Origin of the sequence: Psychrobacter fulvigenes, from assembly GCF_904846155.1 — a bacterium.
GTDB classification, from domain to species: Bacteria; Pseudomonadota; Gammaproteobacteria; order Pseudomonadales; family Moraxellaceae; genus Psychrobacter; species Psychrobacter fulvigenes.
The window spans coordinates 557,653-582,343 of the sequence record NZ_CAJGZP010000001.1 but is presented as its reverse complement, the minus strand read 5'-3'; the positions used below and the strand labels follow the sequence as shown (position 1 = coordinate 582,343).

17 protein-coding genes and 1 pseudogene are annotated in these 24,691 nt (G+C 44.3%); 6 read left to right on the top strand and 12 right to left on the bottom strand.

The genetic code is table 11. From position 1 onward, the window contains the following. Nucleotides 1-2 precede the first annotated feature (2 nt). Nucleotides 3-665 carry an HD domain-containing protein gene (locus JMX03_RS02545; protein ID WP_201594263.1) on the top strand — a complete coding sequence of 221 codons (663 nt, stop codon included), beginning with the start codon at nt 3-5 and terminating at the stop codon, nt 663-665. Here the strand turns inward: JMX03_RS02545 and JMX03_RS02540 are convergent. The 7 genes from JMX03_RS02540 to JMX03_RS02510 form a co-directional block, all read right to left on the bottom strand. Beyond that, nucleotides 654-1,256, bottom strand: a complete 603-nt coding sequence (locus JMX03_RS02540; protein ID WP_201594261.1) for a methyltransferase domain-containing protein — start codon at nt 1,254-1,256, stop codon at nt 654-656. The genes JMX03_RS02545 and JMX03_RS02540 overlap by 12 nt on opposite strands. 217 nt (nt 1,257-1,473) lie before the next feature. Continuing rightward, on the bottom strand, nt 1,474-2,058 hold the full coding sequence (locus tag JMX03_RS02535; protein WP_227695182.1) for a M48 family metallopeptidase: 585 nt from the start codon (nt 2,056-2,058) through the stop codon (nt 1,474-1,476). A gap of 85 nt (nt 2,059-2,143) precedes the next feature. Next, nucleotides 2,144-3,703, bottom strand: coding sequence for a DUF1513 domain-containing protein (locus JMX03_RS02530; protein ID WP_201594259.1), 1,560 nt, complete (start codon nt 3,701-3,703; stop codon nt 2,144-2,146). A 3-nt stretch (nt 3,704-3,706) separates the two neighbouring features. Beyond that, on the bottom strand, nt 3,707-4,855 hold the full coding sequence (locus JMX03_RS02525) for an imelysin family protein (RefSeq protein WP_201594257.1): 1,149 nt from the start codon (nt 4,853-4,855) through the stop codon (nt 3,707-3,709). A gap of 64 nt (nt 4,856-4,919) precedes the next feature. Next, the gene (locus tag JMX03_RS02520; protein ID WP_227695180.1) at nt 4,920-6,548 is read right to left on the bottom strand and encodes a di-heme oxidoreductase family protein; all 1,629 of its coding nucleotides are present in this window, start codon (nt 6,546-6,548) and stop codon (nt 4,920-4,922) included. A 210-nt stretch (nt 6,549-6,758) separates the two neighbouring features. After that, complete coding sequence (locus tag JMX03_RS02515) at nt 6,759-8,219, bottom strand: imelysin family protein (RefSeq protein ID WP_201594255.1); 1,461 nt, start codon at nt 8,217-8,219, stop codon at nt 6,759-6,761. Nucleotides 8,220-8,556: 337 nt separating this feature from the next. Continuing rightward, nucleotides 8,557-9,213: an OmpA family protein gene (locus JMX03_RS02510; RefSeq protein ID WP_201575640.1), complete on the bottom strand. Its 657-nt coding sequence runs from the start codon at nt 9,211-9,213 to the stop codon at nt 8,557-8,559. A gap of 541 nt (nt 9,214-9,754) precedes the next feature. Here JMX03_RS02510 and JMX03_RS02505 point away from each other — a divergent pair. The 5 genes from JMX03_RS02505 (at nt 9,755) to minE (ending at nt 14,639) form a co-directional block, all read left to right on the top strand. Continuing rightward, on the top strand, nt 9,755-10,717 hold the full coding sequence (locus JMX03_RS02505; RefSeq protein ID WP_201594253.1) for an acyltransferase: 963 nt from the start codon (nt 9,755-9,757) through the stop codon (nt 10,715-10,717). A gap of 153 nt (nt 10,718-10,870) precedes the next feature. Continuing rightward, nucleotides 10,871-11,950, top strand: a complete 1,080-nt coding sequence (locus JMX03_RS02500) for a hypothetical protein (RefSeq protein ID WP_201575643.1) — start codon at nt 10,871-10,873, stop codon at nt 11,948-11,950. 297 nt (nt 11,951-12,247) lie between these two features. Then, complete coding sequence (minC, locus tag JMX03_RS02495; protein ID WP_201594251.1) at nt 12,248-13,069, top strand: septum site-determining protein MinC; 822 nt, start codon at nt 12,248-12,250, stop codon at nt 13,067-13,069. A 464-nt stretch (nt 13,070-13,533) separates the two neighbouring features. Next, nucleotides 13,534-14,346 carry a septum site-determining protein MinD gene (gene minD / locus JMX03_RS02490; protein WP_201575647.1) on the top strand — a complete coding sequence of 271 codons (813 nt, stop codon included), beginning with the start codon at nt 13,534-13,536 and terminating at the stop codon, nt 14,344-14,346. 2 nt (nt 14,347-14,348) lie between these two features. Beyond that, on the top strand, nt 14,349-14,639 hold the full coding sequence (gene minE, locus JMX03_RS02485) for a cell division topological specificity factor MinE (RefSeq protein WP_201575649.1): 291 nt from the start codon (nt 14,349-14,351) through the stop codon (nt 14,637-14,639). 242 nt (nt 14,640-14,881) lie between these two features. Here minE and JMX03_RS02480 read toward each other — a convergent pair whose 3' ends face one another. From JMX03_RS02480 to JMX03_RS02465, 5 genes and pseudogenes are all read right to left on the bottom strand, one after another. Next, nucleotides 14,882-15,466: a hypothetical protein gene (locus tag JMX03_RS02480; RefSeq protein ID WP_227695178.1), complete on the bottom strand. Its 585-nt coding sequence runs from the start codon at nt 15,464-15,466 to the stop codon at nt 14,882-14,884. A gap of 8 nt (nt 15,467-15,474) precedes the next feature. Then, complete coding sequence (locus JMX03_RS02475) at nt 15,475-16,485, bottom strand: chemotaxis protein CheB (protein WP_201594247.1); 1,011 nt, start codon at nt 16,483-16,485, stop codon at nt 15,475-15,477. Then, a complete protein-coding gene (locus JMX03_RS14910; RefSeq protein WP_227695168.1) occupies nt 16,478-19,549 on the bottom strand; it encodes a response regulator in 3,072 nt (1,023 codons plus the stop codon). The genes JMX03_RS02475 and JMX03_RS14910 overlap by 8 nt, the downstream gene beginning before the upstream one ends. Nucleotides 19,550-19,579: 30 nt before the next feature. Beyond that, the gene (locus tag JMX03_RS14905; protein ID WP_227695159.1) at nt 19,580-23,407 is read right to left on the bottom strand and encodes an Hpt domain-containing protein; all 3,828 of its coding nucleotides are present in this window, start codon (nt 23,405-23,407) and stop codon (nt 19,580-19,582) included. Nucleotides 23,408-23,487: 80 nt separating this feature from the next. After that, nucleotides 23,488-24,537: pseudogene (locus JMX03_RS02465) on the bottom strand (methyl-accepting chemotaxis protein); the annotation flags it as partial. Between the last annotated feature and the right edge of the window lie 154 nt (nt 24,538-24,691).

Below are 24,691 nucleotides of genomic sequence, written 5' to 3'. Positions count from 1 at the left end.
ATATGAAAGCATCTGCACAAACCACTTCTGATCTTGGTAAGCTTTTTGTTGTGCATCTATCTGCTCTTAATGGTGACATTGAGACAGTACAAGCTAAATTACTTTGGCAGGACATCGCTGATCGTTATAACGAAAGTCAGCGCGCTTATCATACCTTAGAGCATCTGGCCCAGTTGTTTGCGCAGTTTGAACAGGTGCAGCAGTATCTACATGAGCCGCATATCATCGCTTTGGCACTCTATTATCATGATGTGATCTACGAGCCGAGGCACGCGGATAACGAGCTGCAAAGTGCAGAATACATGATTAAAAAACTCAGCCCCTATTTAGATGTTGAGCAGTGCCGACGTATTGATGACTTGATAATGCTGACCGCTGATCACGAGCTTGATGAGGATAAAGATAGCGACCTTGACGCAGCTTTTTTGCTTGATATGGATTTGAGTATTTTAGGCAGCGTTTGGTCTGATTACAAAAGATACGCGCAAGCCGTGCGTCAAGAATATAGTCACGTTCCGATCACAAATTATCGTACAGGACGAACTAAAGTATTAGCAGGGCTGCTTGCACATCCTCGCTTATATCTCACTGACTACTATTTTGAGCGGTTGGAAGCGCAAGCACGGGACAATATCAAACGAGAGATCAGTCTGCTACTTTGCTAAGAGCTTGAGAAACAACTCAGTGCCCTGCCTTGCTGGGTGTGAGTTGTAACTCGTCTCCATGACATCGATATCAAAATGCGTTTTGAAACGCTGTAGATACTCCTCTTTTGAGCCGCCAAAGGGAATGTCATCACCACCAAACTCTCTATCAAACAACAACCCAATCAGCTTACCTTGAGGTTTTAGCAGCGTTGCCATCTGCTGCACGTACTCATCACGGCGCGATGGGTTTATCGCACAAAAAAACGTCTGTTCAAGTATCCAATCAAATTGATAATCCTCTGCTGATAAATCAAAAAAGTCCGCGCAGATCAGATGCTCAGCGGAAAAGTCAGGATAGCGCTCAGCAAACGCCTCAATTGGTGCAGGAGCAAAGTCCACCAAAATGACATTGGTAAATCCTTGCTCATGTAAGTAGCCCACTTCGTACGCATTACCAGCACCCGGCACTAAAATGGCTTGGTTTTTAGCAGAGTCAGGCAGCTGGTCAATATAGGCTTTTAGCGGTGGCGACACCCGACCCATATCCCATTGTATGCTGTCCGACTCGTAACGTTGTTGCCAATACTCGGCTTGATTGACATTACCCATATGACATCCTTGTATGCTGATTTATATTTTTATAACAATACGCTGTGTACCGTTATGACCTATCATATCAGTCTTATCACGCTTTTTTTATATTATTTACGGGCTGTGTTAATCGATAGTCAAGGAATTTTAAAATCGCTACAAGGCGATCGACTGCAGATAGTACACTGAGTACATCTAGGGCGAGCAACACAGTAGCGGTTTAAAAGTACTCCGACTATAACTGTCCCGTCTTGCCTGCCAGCATATTATGCCAATGCTGATAATCCGGCATTGCTGTCGCCACCGTTTGCCAAAACGCACGGCTATGATTGGCATGATGCAAATGACACAGCTCGTGAACGATGACGTATTCTGTGCATTCAATAGGATAGGCGGGCAGATAAACGGATAACCAAATCCGTCGCGCGCGCGTATTACAGCTGCCCCAGCGCGTGTGCATTTTTTTTAGGCGTATCTCATTGGCCTCAGCGCCGACAACTGGCTGCCATTTTTCAAACAGAGAAGGCATGACTTCAGAGAGTTGTTGCCGATAATAAGCAATTTTTTCATCATGACATAAGGTAAATGATTGTTCTACACCCCACAGCAGAATAGGACTTTCAGTAGTTGAAGTATCTGGTGAAGAGGTTTGTTTACGCTTATATTGCTCCAAGACTTGCGTGTGATTAGCAATCGCCCAAGGTACCCGCTTAGCAACAGCTTGCTCAATTTGCACAGCGCTAATGGTTTTAGGTACTGACACTTTAAGAAGATGTGGCTGCAAGCGAAAATTGATATTTTTGACGCGCTTTTTGGTCACGTGTAGCTCAATGCCCGCCTGCGCAAGTTGTTGTCTAACAGTATTTAAACTGATGTCATATCTCCTTGCTTAATAATCATAAGAGCTACAGCGCTTGCAAATGATTGTCAAAAGACATTTTATGCACCTTACTGTTTTTAATAATGCGCTGAGTTTTCTCAATCTTATCCTTGTCAGTTAACTTTGTCACTGACGCATCCTTCACCTCTAGCGTCGTCAGCTGACCTTGCCCATCACTAACGATAAAGCCTGGCTTCTTATCAGTGAGCAACACTGCTGCCCCTGCACAATCTGGCAAATTGACATCATCAATCAATTCTCGAGTGTTTAAGTCATAAATCGCTGCACAGCCACCAATCGGTGTGGTCACGCATAATAAATTGTTATCACTGTCAACCGCCACACTGGCAATGTACTGATGAAAGCGTTGCCATTGATTATTGGGCATGGTGAGCGGTTCAAACTCAGAATCACCGCGTTTATGGGTCAATACTAACGGCACATTGATATGCTTGTCACCTTGAAACTGAATGCCAATCATCACAGTGCCGTCATCATGCATGGCTAAATGACGCACACTCATTTGATTGTGCTCAGGAACAATCTGCTCAAGCAATGAGCCATCATGACGATTCAAATAAACCAGTGAGGGACGCATGCTGTCTATGTTTAGCTCTTCACGAGAAGCTTGCTCGGTTTTAATGCCACCATTAGCAATCACCAGCGTTTCACCATTAGGGTGCATGATTAGCTCATGCGGACCAATACCATGCGAGTCAAACTCTGCTATTTTTTTATAAGCGTCATGAGCATCATAAACACCGATTTTACCGTCTAAGCTTATGGTGTCATTCTCGGTCACATACAGCAGTTTACCGTCTAAACTATAACAGGCATGACCATAAAAATGGCGATGGTTTGAAGCTTTGATGGCGAACTTTACTTGACCAGTCGCTGTATCTAGCACCCAAAACTTCTCGCTTGGACGCCGTCCCATGACTACCACATTGCGATTTTGATTATCATTAATAGCTGTATTTTGAGCATCAGAAACTGGCTGTACAACGATATCATGCACACGTTCAGGCATGGTGGTCTGCCAAACGACTTCCCTATCCGCATCGATACCAACCACACCGAAGTCATTTCCAGGATTACCATCATCATTCATTGATGAAATATTTTTTGGCATAGAGGCCACACCACTCACCCAGCAAACTGGGCGCGCTAGCATGGTCGTAGTATGAGCAGCGCTAAAATCAGTAGTGTCACTATCGCTACCTTTGTCCTCTATAGCGTTATGATACGACTGTTGCCACGCAGCAGCGGCTTGCTGACAAGCATAGCGAAATCGCGTTAACTCAGGTTTAGCGGTTGATGATAATAAACTCAATTGAGCACGGACGCCTGCTACATAATCTAACAATCTTGCATCAGGCTGACGCTGCTTACGATAGCGATGATGGATAACGACAAGTGCCGCTGTACCTACCACAGTAGACAGCGCTGTCAGTGCTGAGGTTGTCAACAGCTCATGGCCTAATCGAGTATTGTTTCGATTATTAGACTGTTTGCGTGTTAGACCCTGTGACTCAGAAGAATCTTCAGTCACTAGCGCTACTGTCTTAGCTTCGGTATTCTGCATGATTTAATCGCCATCAGTGCTATTAAAGCCCACACGAAGACCGAGTGTCGGAATCAATTGGCGCTTAATGACACGAGTAATGGTGGTTAGATGCTCATGTAATTCTTGCTGTGTGGCTTTATCCGCAGTCGCTAAATCTTCTGGCATTTGTGCCAACAGCGTGGTGGCATCAGCAAGTGCGGTTGATAAACTATCAGCCACTTCGTTTTCGTTATTACTGCCAAGGATAGCGGTTAAAACTGGATCGGTCAGCGCTTGATTTAGTGTGGCCAATTTGGCATTGATAATAGCGCGGCTTTGCCCGGCTGTCGCGGCTGGCAGATGACCTTTGGCCTTACCCGTTAGACCCAAAGGCTGGTCTATGGCATTAGACTTCATGGTCTCAACCAACGATAATAAAGAGTTAAACCATTGGTTCAAACCTCGATCGCTATCTGCTGTTTTATCAATCGCTAATAGCTCAGTGGCATTCTGCTGCCAGTTGTCTTCGATATTTTTTAGGCGTGTACTTAAGGCGCTACTTGCGCTCATCACATAAGCACATTGCCCAGCATCCAAGCTGTCATTGGCGTATAACGCTTCTTCTAATCCTGGCACTCCTTGCACAATAGCGCTTTCGTTAGCCAGCTGCTCAGCGGTCAATGTTGGATTAGCAGCGATTAAATCTGCAACGCCGCTGTGTACCAGCCCTCGTTCATCAGGATAATAATTGATATATAAATTGCTCATACTGGCAGTTGCAGGGCCAAAATTGATCATTTCTGCATTTGCCCATGCTTGTGCTAACAACAGCCACTGATCGCGCAGCGTTTGTAGCTCATCACCGCTTACTGGCGCTTGCTGACAATGCTTCTGTGCCAATTCATGCAATAGATTACTATGCTTCGCTGCATCTGCATACGCTGGAATCACAATATCATTTGCCACATGAGTCAGATAGGTTTTTTCAGTATCTGCGCTGATATCTACGGCGATAATTTTATCTGCACTGCCACTCTTATTATTTGCCGCACTAGCAGTTGCGCTATCTTGCGCAACCTTTTGGCTATCAACCTCTGGCGCTTTATTCTCGTCAGCAGGTTTGACGCAGCTGATAAGCAAGCCAGCGCTTAGAGCAGATAGCGCCATTGCTAAAGCAGGGTTTATTTTCATAAGTTTCTCGGTATTTATATAAGTAGTTATTTTAGTCGTTAAAAGCAGATAAACCACATCATTTTTATAAGGATTTTAAGAACGCATTCAATTCAGTACGCCCTTGTTTATCTAACTTTAATACTTTTTGTTTCTGTGTTTCAGCTTCACCGCCGTGCCACAGTACCGCTTCCATCAATGTACGTGCACGCCCATCATGTAAAAACGTTGCTTGCGAATCGACGGTTTGCGCAAGGCCAATACCCCACAATGCCGGCGTGCGCCATTCATAGGAGTTGGCTAAAAACTCTACTTGCGCGTCTTTCGGTGGCAACTTGCCCGCAATCGTCCGATCAGCAAGGTCATCACCCATGTCATGCAGCAATAAATCTGTATAAGGATAAATCACTTGCCCATGCTGCTCAAGATGGTCATCGTCGGTTTTTGGCAACTGATATCTTGGCGTATGGCAACTTTGGCAGCCCATATCATAAAAGCGCTTTTTGCCAGCTAAGACTAGCTTGTCATCAGCATTACGTCGATGCGGCACCGCCAGATTACGCGTATAAAACTCTACAAACTTCGCCACTTCATCATTGACTTCAACGGGCGGTTTACCATTACCTTGTTCATCAGCACCAGTCGTTGCATTCAAACAAGCCGTTTGCATCGGCATGCAGGATTCATGAGGACGGATGTTTGAGGTCAATCCCATGTCTTCATTAAACGCACTTTGGTTTTGGGTAAGGAGCTTGGTTTGCCCCGCTTTCCAGCCAAAACGACCTAAAGCTGTCTCTCCTGTTTGCGGATCCATTACCCAGTTAAATTTACCGCGAATACCGTCATTATTTTCGTCATCGCTATCTGCTTGTTTCTTGATATCTTCATCGGGAATTTGCTCAAGCAGCCCAAGTCCAATCATTGGTAAGGCCACGCGCGGTGATACCATCAGCTCATCATCAAATGCACCATAACCAGGTTTGGTTAAGTTAAAAGTTGGCGCACGGAGCGTCTCAACATGACCATCGGCAAAGGTGACTGGCTTCTCTGTCCATTGCACCGCAATTCTTGCTTCGGCAGGCACGCCTTGAATACCGCGATCTTGCAGCTGACCACCATACATCGGATGAACTACTTTTTCGATAAGTGAGTTTTGTAATTGCTCTCGCTGCTCATCTGTGGTCGCTGGCATCGCCAGTCGAATAAGCAAGCTATCAGCATCGTCCTCACTATTCATTGGAGCGTGACCACGGCCATCTTTTATATGACAGGATTGACAAGCAGCGACGTTAAACAATGCTCCTAGACCGTCACGACTGTCAGTGCTCGCAGGTGCAACCACCCAAGGCTGCTTAAAAAAGGCATTACCAATAAAAAATGAGCCTTTACGCGAAGCCGTTAAGTTTGATGAAGGCTTGGAATAGCTCTCGCTACTAGTGATAGTGATACCAGTGTCGCCCCCTTGTTTAATTTCTTGCGGGTCAAATGTGGCAAGCTGCTGCATTGGCACGCCCGCGATCGCCTCAATGGTTTGCGTACGTTCAGGCGCTAACGCTTGGTTGTTTTCATTAGCAGAAATATCATTAGCAATATTATCAGCTGGCTGACAAGCACTAAGAGTCAGTGTACCCATCATAATTAACGCAAGTTTGGATGACACACTTCGGAGGATTGTAGAAGAAAAAACAGAGGGTTTAATATGAATGGCGTTCATAGGAGTTGCCTTAGTTCTAGAATAGAACCATTAAAATCGCGTGCTATGCTATCGACCTATTTTAATGCTCTTAGAAATACGTTGCTAGCCATAGCTAACAACGCATGTATCGTATCTGATTTATACTTTCACAAAAAGACTTATCTTGAGTTTATCGTGACTTATTAGCAGGTATAAATATATAGAAATCAACTCAAGACAAAGGTTAACTTAAAACTGTGACCCTGCGTCCGCATCTAAGTTATCAATACCGACCGCTTTTGCCGCATTTTCGATACCATCAGTCAGCTCTTGTAAGCTAGTAATACCAGCCTCAATCCAGCCACGACGGGTGTTTTGCTCTTCAGCAGAGACGCCATGCTTACTTGCTTGACCAACGGTTGCAATCATCTGATCAACCTTAATGCCTTCTTTCTCACCTTTTTCGACGATGACGTTAAAGGCACTTTCTACCTTTTTAAAATCAGCAGCCAGCTTATCAGCAGCTTCTTTATGACCACTATCGATGAGATAGTTTTTGATGCCATAACCACCGACTGCTTTCCCAGCGACTGTCTGATAACTGCCGTTAAAGACATTTTGAATACCGCGCGCATTGTTGGCATAGCTTAAATGCGTCAAATCGCTAAAGCATTCGTGCTCATCTTCGGTGGAGCCTGTGACAAAGGCGACTTGCATACGCTCAGAAGCCAGCTCACCCAGTGCTAGGCTGCCCATCTGGTACAGGATTTGACGCAGACCGTTGTCGTATTTACGCGCTAAAAGATCACTACGTAAGGTGTTTTCACTTTCAGGCTGCCACTCGGCTTCCATCGCTGTCAAATCATCAACCAACAACTGAGTAGCGGCCTTCAAAAACTCACCGCGACGCTCACATATACTGGCATCTTCATTGACCGTTTCACCGCTGGTACATTGACCTGCTTCGGTCACATAATCGGTCACAGGGCGATTCCCTGCACCTGCGCCGACGCCATTGGTATCTTGACCCCATAGCATGAACTCAATGGCATGATAGCCAGTAGTGACATTAGCCTCACTACCGCCGATCTCATTCATCTCGGCTAATAGTTCAGGAGTGATTTCGCTGGTGTCTTGTTTGATACTACCAACAGTGATGCTGTCGCTATTGACGATATTGTCTTGGCTGTTGTACTCACCTTCATAGCTGTCACTGACATAATCAATCAGTGCTTCATCAAGCGGCCAAGCATTTACCTGCCCTTCCCAGCTATCTATGCTGCCGATGGCACGCTCATCGTTAGCAGTCACAAAGCCTTCATCAAAACGAAAAACTTCAGTTTGCGAATATGGTTGACGCGCCGCTTTATAGGCCGCTTTTGCCGCATCGAGATTTGCTTGTGTCGGTGTGGCTACATAGGTTTCTACCGCTGTTTGCAATAATTTGGCTGTTTCTAACGAGTCTTTATAAGCGGCATGTGCCATATTGGCATAACTGATGACCAACCTATCAGTGTGAGCTTGCTCAGCAGCTGACAGCTTTGAATTGTCGGTCGACTGTGCGTTTTGCACCTCTGTCTGCGTCTCAGCGTCAGCAGCAGTGCCCTCACTGGCTTGCTTGGTACAACCCGACACCATCAACAGCCCTGCAAGCGCTGCAGCTAAAGTAGTTGGGAAGATTTTACGGCTCGTCACTGTAGTAATCGTCATACACACCCTCAAAAGATATCGCAAAAGAAAAAGTAGTCGTCAGTCTCAATTAAAGAATACTGCAATAATAGATACTCAAGAATTATAAAGTTATTGATAATCATTATCAATATTTAATTTTATATTTACATCACTTTTTCGTAGTGTTTGCTTTTCATATAATAGGATTATTTAATAAATATTGTTGCTGTAGCAGATAAGCACTATGGAAAATAAGCACTATGAAAAATGAAGATTTGCTCAAAAACCCAAATTAAAGACATAGAAAAAAGGCCAGCTTATCGCTGACCCTTTTGTATCGAAATACTCAACACATAGTACTATATAAGATTTCTTATTAGTTTAAGTTCTGTGGTGAGTTGATGGTTAGCTCAACACGGCGGTTTTGCTGACGGCCATAATCTGTATTGTTGTCAGCAATTGGACGTGACTCACCATAAGCAACCACATTAATGCGGTTTGATGATACGCCACGTGCGCTCAAGTAGTTCGCTACTGAGTAAGCACGGTCACGTGACAGACCCATATTGTAAGATGCAGCACCTCTACTATCTGTGTGACCTGCGATATTTACAGTAGTCTGGTTGTACTGATTCATCGTTGAGGCAAGCTTATCAAGCGTTGGCTTGAAAGAAGAGCTCAAGGTTGCATCATCAAAGGCAAAAGTAATATTGCCTGGCATGACTAGATCAATGTTACCAGTAGTTGGGTTTTGCTCAACAGTTACGCCAGTACCAGCCATTTGCTGCTCAAGCTGTCTTGCTTGACGCTCCATATAATAGCCAACACCAGTACCAAGCGCAGCACCAATCAGAGCATCACGGCCAGTCTTATCACCGCCAGTTGCTTTTGAGATAGTTGCACCACCTGCTGCGCCGGCCAAACCACCGATAGCTGCTTTATTCAAACGTTGCTGTCCAGTATTTGGATCTGTCACACAACCAGTAAGGGCTAGACCTGAAGCGACTGCTGCGATCATTAATTTGTTACGCATAATTATTTCCTCTTAAGTTAACTCTAAAAATTTTGATTTATTCTATTGTAAGTTCTAAATATAAAACACACTATGCATATAATCAACAAGACTATATAAAATAGTGATTTAGATGCTAAGCACACCAGTTATAGTATGGCAAGCCCAAGCTATCTATGTGTAATATTTTGTCATACCTCTGTATGAAAAGTGCGTGGCACCTTACACAGCGTATTATATTTACCCATATAAGAGCATAGACACCAAGGTGTGTATGCACGATTTCGCACTGCCCTAAGTCGCTCGTCAGCTCACAATTTCATACAGCTCTCAAAAAGTATATTTTCCATCTCCGCTTATCTGCTACCGTCAGTCACGTTAACAGTCGTACACTATTGCTGATTTCTGCTAAAATCATCAATGTTAAAAATTTGCTCAAAACTGGGGTATATCATTAATAAAAGTATTCATATTTTATGACTCTAACAACAAAACCCTTGGCTTGTGTATTAAAGACTGAGCTGAATACCTATTAAAAGACTGATATAAAAAAGGACTTAACATGCGACTGACTTCTTCCATTCAAAAATTGCATGAACGTGCGCCCAAACTTGGTAAAGCGGTTTCGCTAGCGACTGCCACTGGTGTTATCGCTGCAAATAGTATAGGCGGCAGCATCCCCATATGGCTTATGGGTGCGACTAAAATGATCACTGGCTCCTCTATTGCCGACGAAACGGTCATTAAAATTGCCAACCACTGGATTAAAAGTAACAATGCGGTCATCAACCACATCTTACCAAAAAAAGATTGGCGTATTAACTTGCCTGACGACGTACGCATTGATGGCAAGTATCTGCTTGTTAGTAACCATCAATCATGGGTGGATACCAGTATCGTACAATATATCAGTGAAAACCGCTTACCGCTGACGCGCTTTTTTACCAAATTTGAGCTAATCTATATTCCTGTGGTCGGTCAGACCTTTTATTTTTTAGATTTTCCCATGATGCGTCGACATTCTAAAGAGGAGCTCGCCAAAAACCCTGAGCTAAAAGGTAAGGACTTACTAGAAGCTCAACGTGCCTGCTCTTTGCTCAAAGACAAGCCGTTCACTCTACTCAATTACTTAGAAGGTACGCGCTTCACCAAGGCCAAACACGCAAAGCAAAACTCCCCTTATACGCATCTGCTGAAACCACGCGCTGGCGGTCTGTCATTGGCGATCAATGCTTTGGGCACGGATATCGATGGCATCTTAGATATGACCATTGTTTACCCTGATGGGGTACCAAACTATAGTGATTTATGGAAAGGCAACATTAAACGCTTAGGTGTCAATGTACGTCACATTGATATGCCTGATGAGTTATTTACTGCTATCCAAAATGGCGGCTACGAAAACGATGAAGCCATCAAAAAGCAGATGTTCGATTGGATTGATGACATATGGCAGCAAAAAGACCATCTTATCGATGAGATGTTGGCTGACTTTGAAAATGAGCCACAAACGTCAAAATCTTAGTCATTAATCTCACAGTTAACTGGCTTTCCTTTATAATAGCGAGATAATAGCTGCATGATGTTTTTGAACATGCATCAGCGGAGGTTGTTGGAATACCAAAACCTCCTTTTTGCTTATAATAACTAGATAACCAAATATTTACTGAGATAAGGGATGACCGTGTCCGACCCTTCTATAAACAACAAACCTCTGCCCAATACCTCATCAGACTCTGCAACACCACAACGCCCTAAACGCCCCGCACCAAATCGCACAAAACTGACTTATGACATCATCATGTTGGTCGTTATCAGTATTGACCTTCTGCTTATCGGTCTTGATGCGATTTTGATGAGTAACTTTAGTTATGAGGTTGCTGGTTGGCTAGCGCTTAGTGACGGACTTAATTGGTATCAAAGCACCCTACACGATCCATTGCGAACGGCTGGTGGGTTTTTTACAGTGTTTTTAATTGTTGAGCTGCTCATACGTTGGGCGATAGCGATTAAAGAGCAGGTCTATTATCGCTGGTTTTTCTTCCCATTTATCCACTGGTATGAGGTGCTTGGCTGTTTTCCGCAGCTGCGGGCGCTACGACTGTTTCGGGCGGTGGTCATCGGGCGACGCTTATATCAGCTTGGTTACCAAGTACTGCCACAGCCATGGCTTAACCGTATTAAGTTCTATATAGACTTATTATTAGAAGAGCTGTCTGATCGAGTCATTCTGACCACTATTGCCAATTATCGCCAGCAGCTAACCGATCCTGAGATGCAAAAATCGCTGATAGAATCAACCATTACTCGCAACCGCGCCGAGATTGAAGCGGTCATATTATCGTTGTTGCGAAAAGAGCTGATACCGCAATTGCAAAGGCTGAACGATACAACAGCAGAGGGCAATCTGTTGGCAAACGAAGTTGGTAAAGCCATTGAAGATGGTTTGGCAAACACCCCTGAGCTACGCCGTTATTTGCGTCTTATCCCCATTGCAGGCAGCTTAATTGAGTCACAATTACAGCAAATCGGACAGAGTATTGGTGAAAACTCCATCCTATCTCTTAATGAGCGTCTATTAAGTACAGAGATTCTCGATAAGCTCATGCAAGAGATCGCTCATGGTGTCGCAAATATCGATACATCAGATACGATGCTCGAAGCGCTGATTGCCACTATTATTTCTGATAGCTTGTCAGAGCTAGAAAATCAGGTCAAAGTACAGCAATGGAAGCATCGAGAGATGTTTCATCTGTAGCCAAACTCACAAGCATGGACTTAACCACGGCTTTTTGGCTATATTTATGTTGTTAAGGGCTTGTTAATTCCTAGCGTCTCTTAGTACACTGCACAATGATAAACAATGACCATAAAATGATTAACGATATACTTATAGTCAAGGAATTTTAAAATCGCTACAAGGCGATCGACCGCAGATCGTACACTGAGTACATCTAGGGCGAGCAGCACAGTAGCGGTTTAAAAGTACTCCGACTATATAATAATAACTGCACCATGATCACAGCAGTATGAGTATCTTTTAAGGATTTACATTATGACGACTTCGGATACAGACAACCAAGTGACGACCACTCAACCTGCGATCAGCTTCTATGGCAAGATGCTGACATTCTCGCGCTTGCAGTTGCATACTGATGATCCAGCAGCGATTGAAGCGCATTTAGCAGGCTTGGTTAGCAACAAGAACAGTAACATTCCAGTCGTTATTGACAGTAGCGTTGAGCAGAATTTATCTGCCTTGGTAGATCTACTGTGGTCATGGGGGCTACAGCCCATCGGAGTGGTCACAGGGTTACTTGACGAACAAGCGCGTATACAAAGGTTGGCAATATTTCCAAGTGATGGTAAGCGTATCGAACGTATCTTGCCCACAAAAAAACCCAAAACTGAGATCAGTCAAACAACTGAGCCTAAAGCCGCAGAAGTACAATCAAAAGACAGCGAACAAGACGCCAGTCCATCGGAGACTCTCAACTCTCCAGATGCAGCTACTGAGACGCTACTGAGTGCTGACCATATTACCAGTATGATCTACGATCAAATGCTGAGATCTGGACAGAGTATCAACCATGTTGGTGGTGATCTGATATTAACCAATAGTGTCAATAGTGGCGCTGAAGCCATTACCGACAACAGCCTTCATGTCTATGGCCGTGCCCAAGGCAGACTCGTGGCAGGGGCAACCGGGGATAAAGACGCGCGTATTTTTTGCCAAGTGTTTAACCCATCACTGGTATCAGTTGCTGGTACCTACTGCCTACGAGATAACTTACCTGAAGAGACCATTGACAAGCCAGTACAGGTGCGTTTCGTTGAGGGTGAAGGCTTAGTATTTACGGTTATGGACAATTCATAATATCCATGACCGTTACCTATAAACTGTCGCTTAGAATCAGTCTTATGACTTTATAGGGTTACGGTCTTCATCAGTATGAGCGTAAACACTGAGCTTTAATATTCAGGTAAGTTAATTTAACAAAAAAACCTTACGAAAAATTGATAATTCAGCCACTATCCATAATGGCAATAGCATATAGATAGTGGCTTGTGCTACCTTAGTACCTAATGAGCAAGTTACTGCCGTATCATAATAGCTTTGCTATAAATTATTGTATATTTATGCTAGGCTTACGCTCGCAGATAGTAGTCGTAGCATAACTGTGCAGTTGATTCATAAGCATCCCTTTATAAGACTTAGTAGCTATAAGATTGAGTAGCCCTCTCATTGGTGCTGCAAAAGACAGTAGCAAACACATATACATGTTATCGAACGATTTTTTATCTATCAGATATCCCATTTAACTATAGGAGTGTGCCATTGTGGCGAAGATTGTTGTAATCACTTCAGGTAAAGGCGGTGTGGGTAAAACCACAACAAGCGCATCTTTTGCCGCCGGCTTAGCATTACGTGGCTATAAAACAGTTGTTATCGATTTTGACGTGGGCTTACGTAATCTAGACTTGATTATGGGCTGTGAAAATCGCATTGTGTACGACTTTGTTGACGTGATTAACGGCAATGCCCGTTTGTCACAGGCACTAGTGAAAGACAAGCAGCTAGAGAATTTATATATTTTGCCTGCCAGCCAAACCCGTGATAAAGATGCCCTAACAGATGAAGGCGTGGCTGAGGTGATGGCCGAACTATCAAAACAGTTCGACTATATCATCTGCGACTCTCCAGCAGGTATCGAACGCGGTGCACAGCTAGCAATGTACCATGCAGATGAGGCCATCATCGTCACCAACCCTGAAATCTCATCAGTACGTGACTCTGATCGCATTATCGGTATCTTACAAAGTCGTACCAAAAAAGCTGAAGAAGGCCTAGGGCCTGTGCGTGAGCACTTAGTCATTACTCGTTATAACGCTGAACGCGCTGCCGCCAATGAAATGATGGACATTGATACCATCTCTAACGATATCTTAAAGGTCCCGTTACTTGGTGTTATTCCTGAGAGCGATGCCGTACTAGAAGCATCTAACCACGGTGAGCCAGTCATTCATTATACTGATTCAGTCGCTGGTCAATGCTATGATGATATCGTTGCCCGTTTTTTGGGAGAAGAGCGTCCGCTACGTCATCTCGACGTTAAGAAAAAGAGTCTATTACAGCGCTGGTTTGGGGGTTAATAATGAGTAAGAAAAAAGGATTTTGGAGTAGCCTATTTGGCACAGATGACAGCAGTAACGCCGGTAGTGCCAACATGGCCACCGAACGTCTTAAAGTCATTGTTGCTAGCGAAAATCGGCTGAATAACCGACTAACAGCAGATCGTATTGAGAAGATGAAGCGCGAGATACTAGAAGTGGTCAATAAGTATGTCAACGGTGTACAGATTGACGATGTTAATATCAATCATCGTTCAGAGGACACCCTTGACGTTCTTGAAATGAACATCAGCTTACCTGAACATAAGAAATAAGACCAATTGCAAGATTAAAGTAGCAATGACAGTGAGTGCGAATTCAATCTAGCTCATTACTAGACACTCGATAGAAAAGCCCCAAGCGTCATGTTTGGGGCTTTTGTGTTATCTGGGTCTCAACTCAAACACTCAGAGCAAGATGGTTTTGGACTGTATCATTGAGCTTTTTCATAGAACCATTTCATTAACCGCTATTAAAAGTACGATATTATAAAACCGATTATTTAGATCACACTCAATCAGCTATCCAAATCGACCAGCTGGTGAGCAATTTTGTCTAAATCTGGCACTAGGTATGGTTCATCATCAATGACAACGGTATTAAACATATAAGAAGTGACGACGTTTTCTCTAAAGCGTTTATCTGCCGTATCCTCTGCGTCGTTACTCGAATTCTCATTGCTAGCATGGTCACTCTGTAGCGCATTGTCATCATCATTATTATCGTCATCATGATTAGCATCACTATTACTCTGCGCTATCTGCCTATAGCGTTCGGGTAATTCAGCATCCTCAACATCTGAGATTCGCACTTGCATCTGATACGGCTGCCCTACTGTTTGTAACGCCAGACGATGGGCAACAGTGTTGCCTTCGAGTACAACGATTGTATCAACGGGCTGATCACTTGGCACCAGATGAAATACTGCCACTTCTTGCTGCTGCCATAAATATGTGGCAATACGCTCATCATAATCATCGATACTCAAGATCAAGCTACTTGGAATGATCCAATCAGGCTGACTCATAGCTGGGATAATGGTCACTTCAAGCATACCTTTACTGGTTGTCAACAAACTGACTGCTTCAAATGAATGCTTCATGATTTGCTTCATAAATCGCTCACCGTAGATGAAGAAAGGGTTGCCATCCTCTCACCGACATACTCAGTGAGTTTTTGGGCGAGTGCTTCAGGACTACCGATAAATTGACAATAGCCTGAATCAACAATCGCTTGTGGCTGGCTAGAATAAGTACTTAGGTTTGGATCTTGTGCCCACAGCTGACTGTTATTTTGTTGAATGGCATCCAAGTACTGTGTGCCATCATTACCCATGCCAGAGAATATGATGCTCACAAGCTCACTGCCATAAACATCGCTGGTATTTTTGAGTAATTGGCCAATAGACGGCTGATATTCTCCAGACCACTCTTGCTCTGTTAGGATGACTCGACCTTCAGAATCACAAACAATCTGTCGATCAGCTGGGGCGATTAGACAATATCCAGAGCGTAGTCTTTGGGTGGTAGATATGACTTGGCAATACCACTCATTATGATGATTGAGTACACGTGGTAAGGTTTCTATCATATTCTGATTAAAATGCTGTGCGAGTAAAACACAAATCGGCAGCGTGGGTGACAAATTATCCAAAAACTCTTTTACTGCACTAGGACCACCCATAGCAGAGCCTAGAAATACCACAAAGCGCCAAGATGGCAGCGTACCAGCATAAACGCTAGTTTCTAAAAGCGTCGGCCTATCAAGTAATTGCGCCAGCTTACGTTTTAACTTGCGCTGCCATTTAGCATAGCGCTGTACTTCGTTTAAATGTGGCGCTTGGCTAAAACCTACCAATACTGCGCTAGAGTTAGAAGCTTTAATCACGGTGGCGATACCGTCATCGTATTCGCTATCGATCAACCAAATATCAACCTGTACCTTATAAGGTTGTGGCTTGTCTTGCAGCTGCTGGCGAGAGAGACAGTCAATCAAAGTAAAGTCACAGCTGCGCACAGTGTCACTAAACGCCAGTCTTTGATGCCGACTCTCTGCGACCACCAATACTCTAATAGCACTACTGGCTTTGGCGCTCAATGCTGATAAACGAGTATTATTCATTATGACTTAAGCTAATATCTTGGCCCAATTGCGCTTGAATTTTATCCAGCAACTCGTTTTCTTGGAATGGTTTACCCATGTAGTCATTGACACCGATTTTGAACGCACGCTCGCGATGCTTCTCACCAGTACGAGAAGTAATCATGATAATGGGTATGTCACGTAAACGCTTATTATGCCGCACTTGGGTTGCAACCTCGAAACCATCCATACGTGGCATCTCGATATCTAACAAGATAAGATCTGGAGTGGTCTCTTGCAAAATCTCGATGGCATCAATCCCGTCTTTGGCAATGGCGACATTAATACCTTGACGTTCTAGTAAGCGCGATGTGACCTTACGTACTGTCACTGAGTCATCAACGACCAATACTGTGATCCGTGATTTCACATCCTCTCTTTCAGCCACTACGCCCTGACTCACATCCTTGATGACCGGTGCATTACGCATCAAAGCAATAGGATCTAAGATGAACATAACAGAGCCATCACCCATGATGGTTGCAGCTGAAATACCTGAAAGACGTGATAGCTGACGGCCAAGCGGTTTTACGACCACTTCAATACGTGAGCCTGCAATCTGATCGACTTGTAGGGCAATCTTTTGACCTGTACGATTTTTTATGACAATAACTGGCAAGCTGGTATTAGTACTAACCATCAATTCGTTAAATTTATTACCAGATAAAATCTCATTGAGATAGCGAATTCGATAATTTTCATCTTCAATATTTAAACTAGTGGCACCTGACTCATAATAATCGTAAAGTTTTTCAGGGTTCACACGAATGACACGCTCAATCTGTACTAAAGGAATCGCATAATAACGATCTGCAGCACGCACGACCAAGGCATCTGATATGGCGACTGTCAGTGGTACTCGGATGGTAAAGCGCGACCCTTTACCCTCTTCAGAGTTTACAGAGACGACACCGCCCAATTGACGGATCTCACTGATAACCACGTTCATCCCAACACCGCGCCCTGAGATTTGGGTCACCTTCTTTTGAGTCGTCAAACCAGCGTTAAAGATATACTGCATAACATCAAGATCACTCAGACTATCGTCGTTTTCTGCAATCAGACCCTGTGCAATGGCTTTTTTGCGGACGGCATCGACATTGATACCACAGCCATCATCTGATAAATGGATAACAACTTCACTGCCTTCACGTAGTACCTCTAAAGTAATTTGACCACTACGACTTTTGCCTGCTCTTAAACGGGCTTGTATATTTTCGATACCGTGATCGACAGCGTTACGCAGCATATGCTCAAGTGGTGACGTAATGCGCTCAAGAATGGTTCTATCAATCTCGTCATCAGCATTGATGATACTCAACTCTACTGACTTATTAAGCTCATGCGCCGTTTGACGCACAATACGCTCAAGGCGTGGCACTACTCGCGTAAACGGTACCATACGCGAATTCATCAGCCCATCTTGTAGCTCGGCTTGGGTGCGTGCTAACTGTAGCAGGAGACTTTCACTGTCACGCGTTTTTTCTAACAAGGTACTTTTAATATCCACCAAGTCAGAGGCCGACTCTGACAATGACTTTGACAATTGGTTTAGAGACGAATACTGATCCATTTCTAATGGGTCAAAACCCTCGTCGTTGATTAACTTCTCGTCATCAATCTGCGATAAAATCTGAGCTTCAAGCTCCGTCTCCATTCGGCGCAGCTGATCGGCAAGGCGCTGGACAGTTGTACCCATCTCTTCGATGCTATTGGTCAGGCTACTTATACCCATGTCGATACGCGCACGGTTGATTGCTGATTCACCTGAGAGGTTAATCATGTGCTCAACCAAGCCGCCTGAGATACGAATAACCTCATTATGGCTAACGCTTTGCTCCTGTACCTCAAAGCTGCCCGTCATCGGTGGCATCTCGTTAACGTCTGCTACCACTCTTTCTTTCTGCTGCTTTTTGGCAGCAGAAATCATATTAAGTTGCTCTTGTAATGACTCTCTTGGAACCTGTTGTAAGTTATCGGGGTTTTTACTAAACTGTTTCAGCGCAGCGACCAGTGCAGATGGTATCGGCGGGTTTACCTTTTGCGTGAGAATAAAGACAGCATCTGCCAGCCAATCATGACAAGCCATGAGTAACTGAGAGACCATTTTGGTCGCTGGACGCCGACGAATAGCCAACTCTTCGTAGACGGTTTCCATCTCATGAGCCAAGTCAGCGATGCCGTTGGCCGTAACCATGCGCGCACCACCTTTGATGGTATGCAAATCTCGCTGCAATGCCTGTAAGGCAGTCACATCACTGATATTACTTAAAAACAATTGCAGGTACTTATTGCTACTGGCAATGATTTCTTCAGCCTCTTCTAAGAATACTTCCAAGATATCAGCGTCAGGTAAGCCATTTGGCCATGACTGCGCAATAATTTTATCGAAACTTATGGTTTTAGCAGCCTGCTCAGCTTCTGCAAGCTCGTCCGCATTTAATTCTTCTAAATCTTCGTGACTGTCTTTATGCAGAGCAGGTAAGACCAGCGTGACTGCCAATGGTAATTCTTTGCTACGCTCAAACTTCTGCAACTGCTCAATAAACTCATCAGCAAAAAAAGACTCTTGATAACGTGCAGCATAATCGATCTGTAACGATAGAGTGTCATGCAGCATTTGCATGATGGTTAACCACTGCAACGTTGGACGTAACCTTTGCTCATCAAAAGCTTCATAAATAACTTCTGCTATATGAGTCAAATCACCAATACTACGAATACCTGCCATTCGCGCACCACCTTTGATGGTATGCATATGGCGTTGAAGTGTTTTTAGGATGATATGATTATCAAGGTCAGTACGCCACTCATTGAATGTCTGAGCGATAGCACTGTCCAAGTCTTGAGCTTCTTCCAAAAATATTTCTAGCAACTCAATATCTGTATTGATCGCCTCAAGTCGCAGCTCATCTGCTTGAGTACTATTGACGCTCGCTTCGACTGCACCTTCTTGTTGGTCGGCATCATGACCAGCCACAGTGTTGCCAGTAGCAATGTTTTGTAAACCTTGAAGAGCTCGCGGATCTATTTTGAGTGACATGCTGGCTGCTAGCGCGCCGAATAAGCCGACTTACTGCTTATGACCCGCCAGAAGCGCCGTCTGTACTTTAGTCTCATGAGCAGCTTCCAGGTTTTGAGCAATATGATCGTACACTAAGTACAGAGCATTCAATATAGCAGTGAATTTTGCCGATGCTGTCGTTAGCGCTGCTAAGCGTTCAATCTGACCGATTTGTTGCTGCACATAGTTCTGAATAGCGTTAGTATCTTGATTGCTTAGCTCATCTTCTAGCTGCCACTCAGCATCCAGTAACCCATCGACATTGGTTTCTAGCAGTTTAGCAACCATTAACTCATTGTTTATAGCTGTTTCAGCCTCATCAGGCTCACCAAGCATAAACTGTAAACAAGCTAGATCGTCTTGGTTTTGTAGTGTCTCAACTGGTACGTCCTGCTGATTAACATCCTGCTTATAATTATTCAGATAATTTTCAATCAATAACACTGATTGACACAGTGCCTGTAAATGCTGACTCCCCATAAGGGTGTCTTGCTGCTGTAGCTGCATTAAGCTTTGCTCTATAGTGGCACTAACCTCACTAATAGCAGATAAAGCACTCGAACCCGAGGCTGCACGCAAAGTATGAAATGCCCGTACTATTTCATCTGCAACTTCAACCTCACTATCTTCACGATGGGCATTGACAAAGTTTTTGACATCTTGCAGTAGCTCTTGCGCTTCTTCGATAAATATTGCGCAAAACTCTTGCTCTTCATTGCTTTGAGGGGTTGTTATTGCTGAAGCATCTGCCATCATTTCATTCACAGAATGAATAGACGCTAAAGCAGGATCATGACTGACACTCACATTGACAGGGTTTTCCACACTATCAGAACAATACATAGTGCTATGCGCCTTTGCATCATCAGCATTGGTAATTACTTGCTCATCCTGTGCAGGCACACTCTTACGTAGTGCATCGTAACTAAGTTCGGCACCGTGATGCTTACTATAAGCATGGGCACATGCTACCCACAAGGGCACACTCGTCGGATAATCAGAACTCTCGCCATCCTTGTTAGTCGCTGAGGTGTTATTGGCGAAAACACTCACCAAATCAGGATAAGCTGCTAAGACATCGTCTATCAGCTCGATAATACCTGTAGATACAGTGATACTATGATCTAAAATACGGTTTAGCATGTCTTCCACAGCCCATGCCAGCTCTGCAGTATAATGCGCTCCAACCATACGACCAGAGCCTTTTAGTGTATGAAAACCACGTCGTATCTCTTTTAATTCAGTCAAATCAGAAGGGTTGCTGCGCCAATGCGCATATCTTGGCGTGATATCAGCCAAGACCTCGGTCGCCTCTTCAATAAATATCTCTTTGATGTCGGGATCCGCATCTTGATCGTCAACTGGTGACTGCAACGCTTGCTGCATAAAAGGCTCAAGCACTGCAGGTATGACCTTATCTGCAGGTGCTGCTGTCAACTCATCTATTGAGTCATTTATCATATGCTCATATGAGTCATCAGGTGCAATCGTTGGTTTTGACTGCGGTTCTGTTAAACGCATAGACTCAGCTGAGTCTGACTCTAGAGTCGCAGACTCATCTAGGCCATTATTTAGTGGCTGCCCTATTGCTAGGTTATTACTCTGTAAAATCGTAATAGCAGGATCGTTAGTTGGTGCTTGCTTTGCTATAAAACTTGCCACCATCGCTGGCAACTGCTCTGTCGTCTTTACAACCAGCATCACCATTTCTTCAGTTATTGGTAACGTCTTATCTAACGCTCTATTGAGCAAGCCTTCTATAGACAAGGCCATCTCACTGATACTAAAGGCACCAACCATTCGCCCCGCTCCTTTTAGGGAGTGATAGCCGCGGCGTACCTCTGTCAATGGTGTCAGATCCTGAGCATCTTGCTGCCAGATAGAAACAAAGTCGCTTAGATCTTCCACAATCTCTGTCGACTCTTCAATGAAAACCTCGAGAATCTCTTGGTCAATTTCAAAGTTATCAGGTTGAACTTGTCTACGGGCAGCCTGTAAGCTCTCACTCTCTACGCTATTAGTATTAGATACATCGGAAGTTGATCTGACTGCCTCAGCAATCTCACCTATATTCCCTGTAGCATCTGCGTTAGCTTTCTCCTTTACTGAATCGTCTGGCGCTATCTCACCACTATCATCGTAACGCACCACATCAGAAGTCGCCGCCGCAGTAGGATAGTAGACATCAATATCTGCGTCAGGTGCCGCTATGAATGCATCTACCAGAGTAGAAGCCTGTGCGAGATGCTCACTTGCTTGTGATAATAGCTGCTGATCCAGTACCTGCTGCGCCAGATAATCCAATAACAATTCGATGGATGCGACACCTTGCGCTAGTGCTTGTACAAGCTCTTTACTGAGTCTCTGTATTTCATGAGTTTCCAGACTTTTGAATAACTCAGCCAGTTTATCGCTAACCGCTCGCACTGAACCAAGTCCCATATCATCTAGTATGTTGCCAATATCAGTGAAGGCTGCCGCGCTAGAAGATAGATAGTCTTGTTTACCGTCTATATAGCTATTAAAACCTTGCTTTACCTCTTTGATAGCGTTACGCAATTTGTATAACGTATCATCAGAAAAAGCGTCAACAGTTTGATTATCTCTTGAGCCAGATAAGGGCTTTAAAGAGTCGGTATGACCAATATTAAGATCAATAGATTGTTCGGTATGATAAATAGCACTATAGAGCTCTTGCAATTGGCGCTCAATCTGCCACTGCATTTGGGCAAATACAGTATCAGAGGCCATGCTGTCTTCAAGATCCAGCAAAACTTGGCTAACCTGTGACTCATACTGTATCCAGCCATGTCGTCCCAGCTGCTTTTTGATGTGCTGCAATGGTGTTATGAGTGTTTTTGGCTCATCCAGTCCAAAAATGACAGACTCAAGTCCTGCTAGTATGCGTGGCAAAAAGTGCAGCTTAGCATCATGGGCTGACGATAAATGACTGAGTATATCTCGGGCTGGCTCATCAATATTTTCAAGAATACTGAGTTGAATGTATATCTCAGCCAGCAAACCTTCAATATCGTTTTTTTGTATACTCTTATCTGACTGCTCGTCGGTATGAGAGGTCTGCTGATGGCGGTTTTCTATGACCTGATCTAAGCGTGAAAGTAACTGTGCGTAGCCTGAGGGTAATGGCAGAGCGTTATTTGCTAGGTTGCTTAACCATAGTGCTGTCAAATACCACAAGCGCTGCTGTTGAACGTCAGTACTGGTTTGCCATAAATAATAGCTGGATTTTTCTAGACTTACTAAGACCGTCTCTAGATTGCTATTAGCCGCGAGTAGTTGCTGAACTTGCTGACGCCATGCCAATAGTAATAGCTGATATTGCTCAGGTTGCAAAACCTCTAAATCTGAATGACTCGGGGTAACGACTTCAATACTGTGAGAAACCTCAGTATCTATAAGAGTATCTACAGACGGCGCTGTACTATCATCTACTGCGACATTCTTCTGCACTAAGGCTCGAGAGAGCTGCTGAATAACCTTATTCAGCAGTACGATTCGATAAGCGCCCGTTTGTACATATTGCGTTAATTCGTGCTGCAACAATTGATGGGCGAATTGTGCCAATCGACTGTGCTCAGCATCGAGCGTCTCACGACTGAATGTTTTGGCAAACTGTGCAAGCTTGGCAGCTAGCGTTGCAAGATGAGGCAGATCCACCATCGTCAAGGCACCACTAGTCTCATGATAATACTGAGCCATAAGCTCAAAGTCAGGATGAGCATCTAGTTGCCAACCATCAGACATAATTGATAACTGCTGATCAAATAATGGTAGTAGCCACTCTAGCCTCACCATTTCATTAGGCTGGTTTTTCATAGGGTTATCCTAACTCGTTTATGCACTGATTTTTTGCCATGCTAACAGCCGCTTTATCGCATTAATACCTAGTCAACGACTTAAAAACGCTCGTCAATGCTATCTAAATGATCATCTTCGTTCGATAGCTTAAAGCCCGTTACAGACTCTTGTAGCGCAGCAGCCATCTCGCTCAACTCACCGACAGAGCGCGCTGTCGCCATAGTACCTGATGATGTCTGTGAGGTAATATCTTGAATGATGTTCATGGTATTCGAAATATGACCGGCAGACTTGGCCTGTTGCTGCGCGGCATCAGAGATGTTTTGAATCAAGTCGGCCAAGGTGTTTGAGACACTTTGTACTTCCTCTAGCGCTTCACCAGCATCTTTTGCTAAGCGCGCCCCGCGCACTACTTCAGAGGTGGTTGATTCCATCGACATGACCGCTTCGCTGGTATCTGCCTGAATGGTTTTGACTAGGGTTTCAATCTGCTTGGTGGCGTTGGCTGAACGCTCAGCCAGACGCTGAACCTCATCAGCAACGACCGCAAAACCACGCCCAGCTTCACCGGCCATCGAAGCCTGAATGGCAGCGTTTAATGCCAAGACGTTGGTCTGATCGGCAATGTCATTAATCAAGCTTACGATATCACCAATCTCTTGCGATGATTCACCCAAGCGCTTGATTCGTTTTGAGGTTTCTTGAATCTGATCACGAATAACGTTCATACCTTCAATGGAGCGCTGTACTACTTCCGCGCCATTATAAGCAATAGCAACTGAGCGCTGCGCAACGCCTGCAGATTCCGTAGCGTTGGTCGATACTTGGTCAATAGACATCGCCATCTCATTAATAGCAGTAGAAACACCAGCAATCTCTTGAGCCTGATGCTCAGAAGCCTCAGCGAGCTCAACAGCACTCATCTGAGTCTGTTCAGAGGACTGAGAAACGCGGTCAGCAGTACTGTTAATAACCAATACCAACTGACGCAATTGATCAATCGCGAAGTTTACCGAGTCAGCAATCGCACCAGTAAAGTCTTCTGATACCGTGGCGTTAACCGTCAAGTCACCTTCAGCCAAATCGCCGAGCTCATCAAGTAGGCGCAAAATCGCCATCTGATTACGCTCGTTTTCTTCTTGGATTTGACGGGCGCGCTCAGACTCCGTTTCCGCTTCTTGTCGGCGCCGTAGGGTTTCTTTTTCGATTAATAAGCGCTCAGCACCGCCGCGATTTTTAAATAGCTGCGTTAGGGTCAGTAGAATACCGAGCAAGCCGATCAAGAACAGAATGGCTGCCCAT

Excerpts from the sequence above, each read along its gene's own strand:
- JMX03_RS02520 (WP_227695180.1), bottom strand. The coding sequence starts at position 6,548 with ATGAACGCCATTCATATTAAACCCTCTGTTTTTTCTTCTACAATCCTC.
- JMX03_RS02500 (WP_201575643.1), top strand. The coding sequence starts at position 10,871 with ATGACCGTGTCCGACCCTTCTATAAACAACAAACCTCTGCCCAATACC.
- JMX03_RS02510 (WP_201575640.1), bottom strand. The coding sequence starts at position 9,213 with ATGCGTAACAAATTAATGATCGCAGCAGTCGCTTCAGGTCTAGCCCTT.
- JMX03_RS02540 (WP_201594261.1), bottom strand. The coding sequence starts at position 1,256 with ATGGGTAATGTCAATCAAGCCGAGTATTGGCAACAACGTTACGAGTCG.
- JMX03_RS14910 (WP_227695168.1), bottom strand. The coding sequence starts at position 19,549 with ATGTCACTCAAAATAGATCCGCGAGCTCTTCAAGGTTTACAAAACATT.
- minE (WP_201575649.1), top strand. The coding sequence starts at position 14,349 with ATGAGTAAGAAAAAAGGATTTTGGAGTAGCCTATTTGGCACAGATGAC.
- JMX03_RS02545 (WP_201594263.1), top strand. The coding sequence starts at position 3 with ATGAAAGCATCTGCACAAACCACTTCTGATCTTGGTAAGCTTTTTGTT.
- JMX03_RS02525 (WP_201594257.1), bottom strand. The coding sequence starts at position 4,855 with ATGAAAATAAACCCTGCTTTAGCAATGGCGCTATCTGCTCTAAGCGCT.
- JMX03_RS02505 (WP_201594253.1), top strand. The coding sequence starts at position 9,755 with ATGCGACTGACTTCTTCCATTCAAAAATTGCATGAACGTGCGCCCAAA.
- JMX03_RS02515 (WP_201594255.1), bottom strand. The coding sequence starts at position 8,219 with ATGACGATTACTACAGTGACGAGCCGTAAAATCTTCCCAACTACTTTA.
- JMX03_RS02475 (WP_201594247.1), bottom strand. The coding sequence starts at position 16,485 with ATGAATAATACTCGTTTATCAGCATTGAGCGCCAAAGCCAGTAGTGCT.
- minC (WP_201594251.1), top strand. The coding sequence starts at position 12,248 with ATGACGACTTCGGATACAGACAACCAAGTGACGACCACTCAACCTGCG.
- JMX03_RS02480 (WP_227695178.1), bottom strand. The coding sequence starts at position 15,466 with ATGAAGCATTCATTTGAAGCAGTCAGTTTGTTGACAACCAGTAAAGGT.
- JMX03_RS14905 (WP_227695159.1), bottom strand. The coding sequence starts at position 23,407 with ATGAAAAACCAGCCTAATGAAATGGTGAGGCTAGAGTGGCTACTACCA.
- JMX03_RS02530 (WP_201594259.1), bottom strand. The coding sequence starts at position 3,703 with ATGCAGAATACCGAAGCTAAGACAGTAGCGCTAGTGACTGAAGATTCT.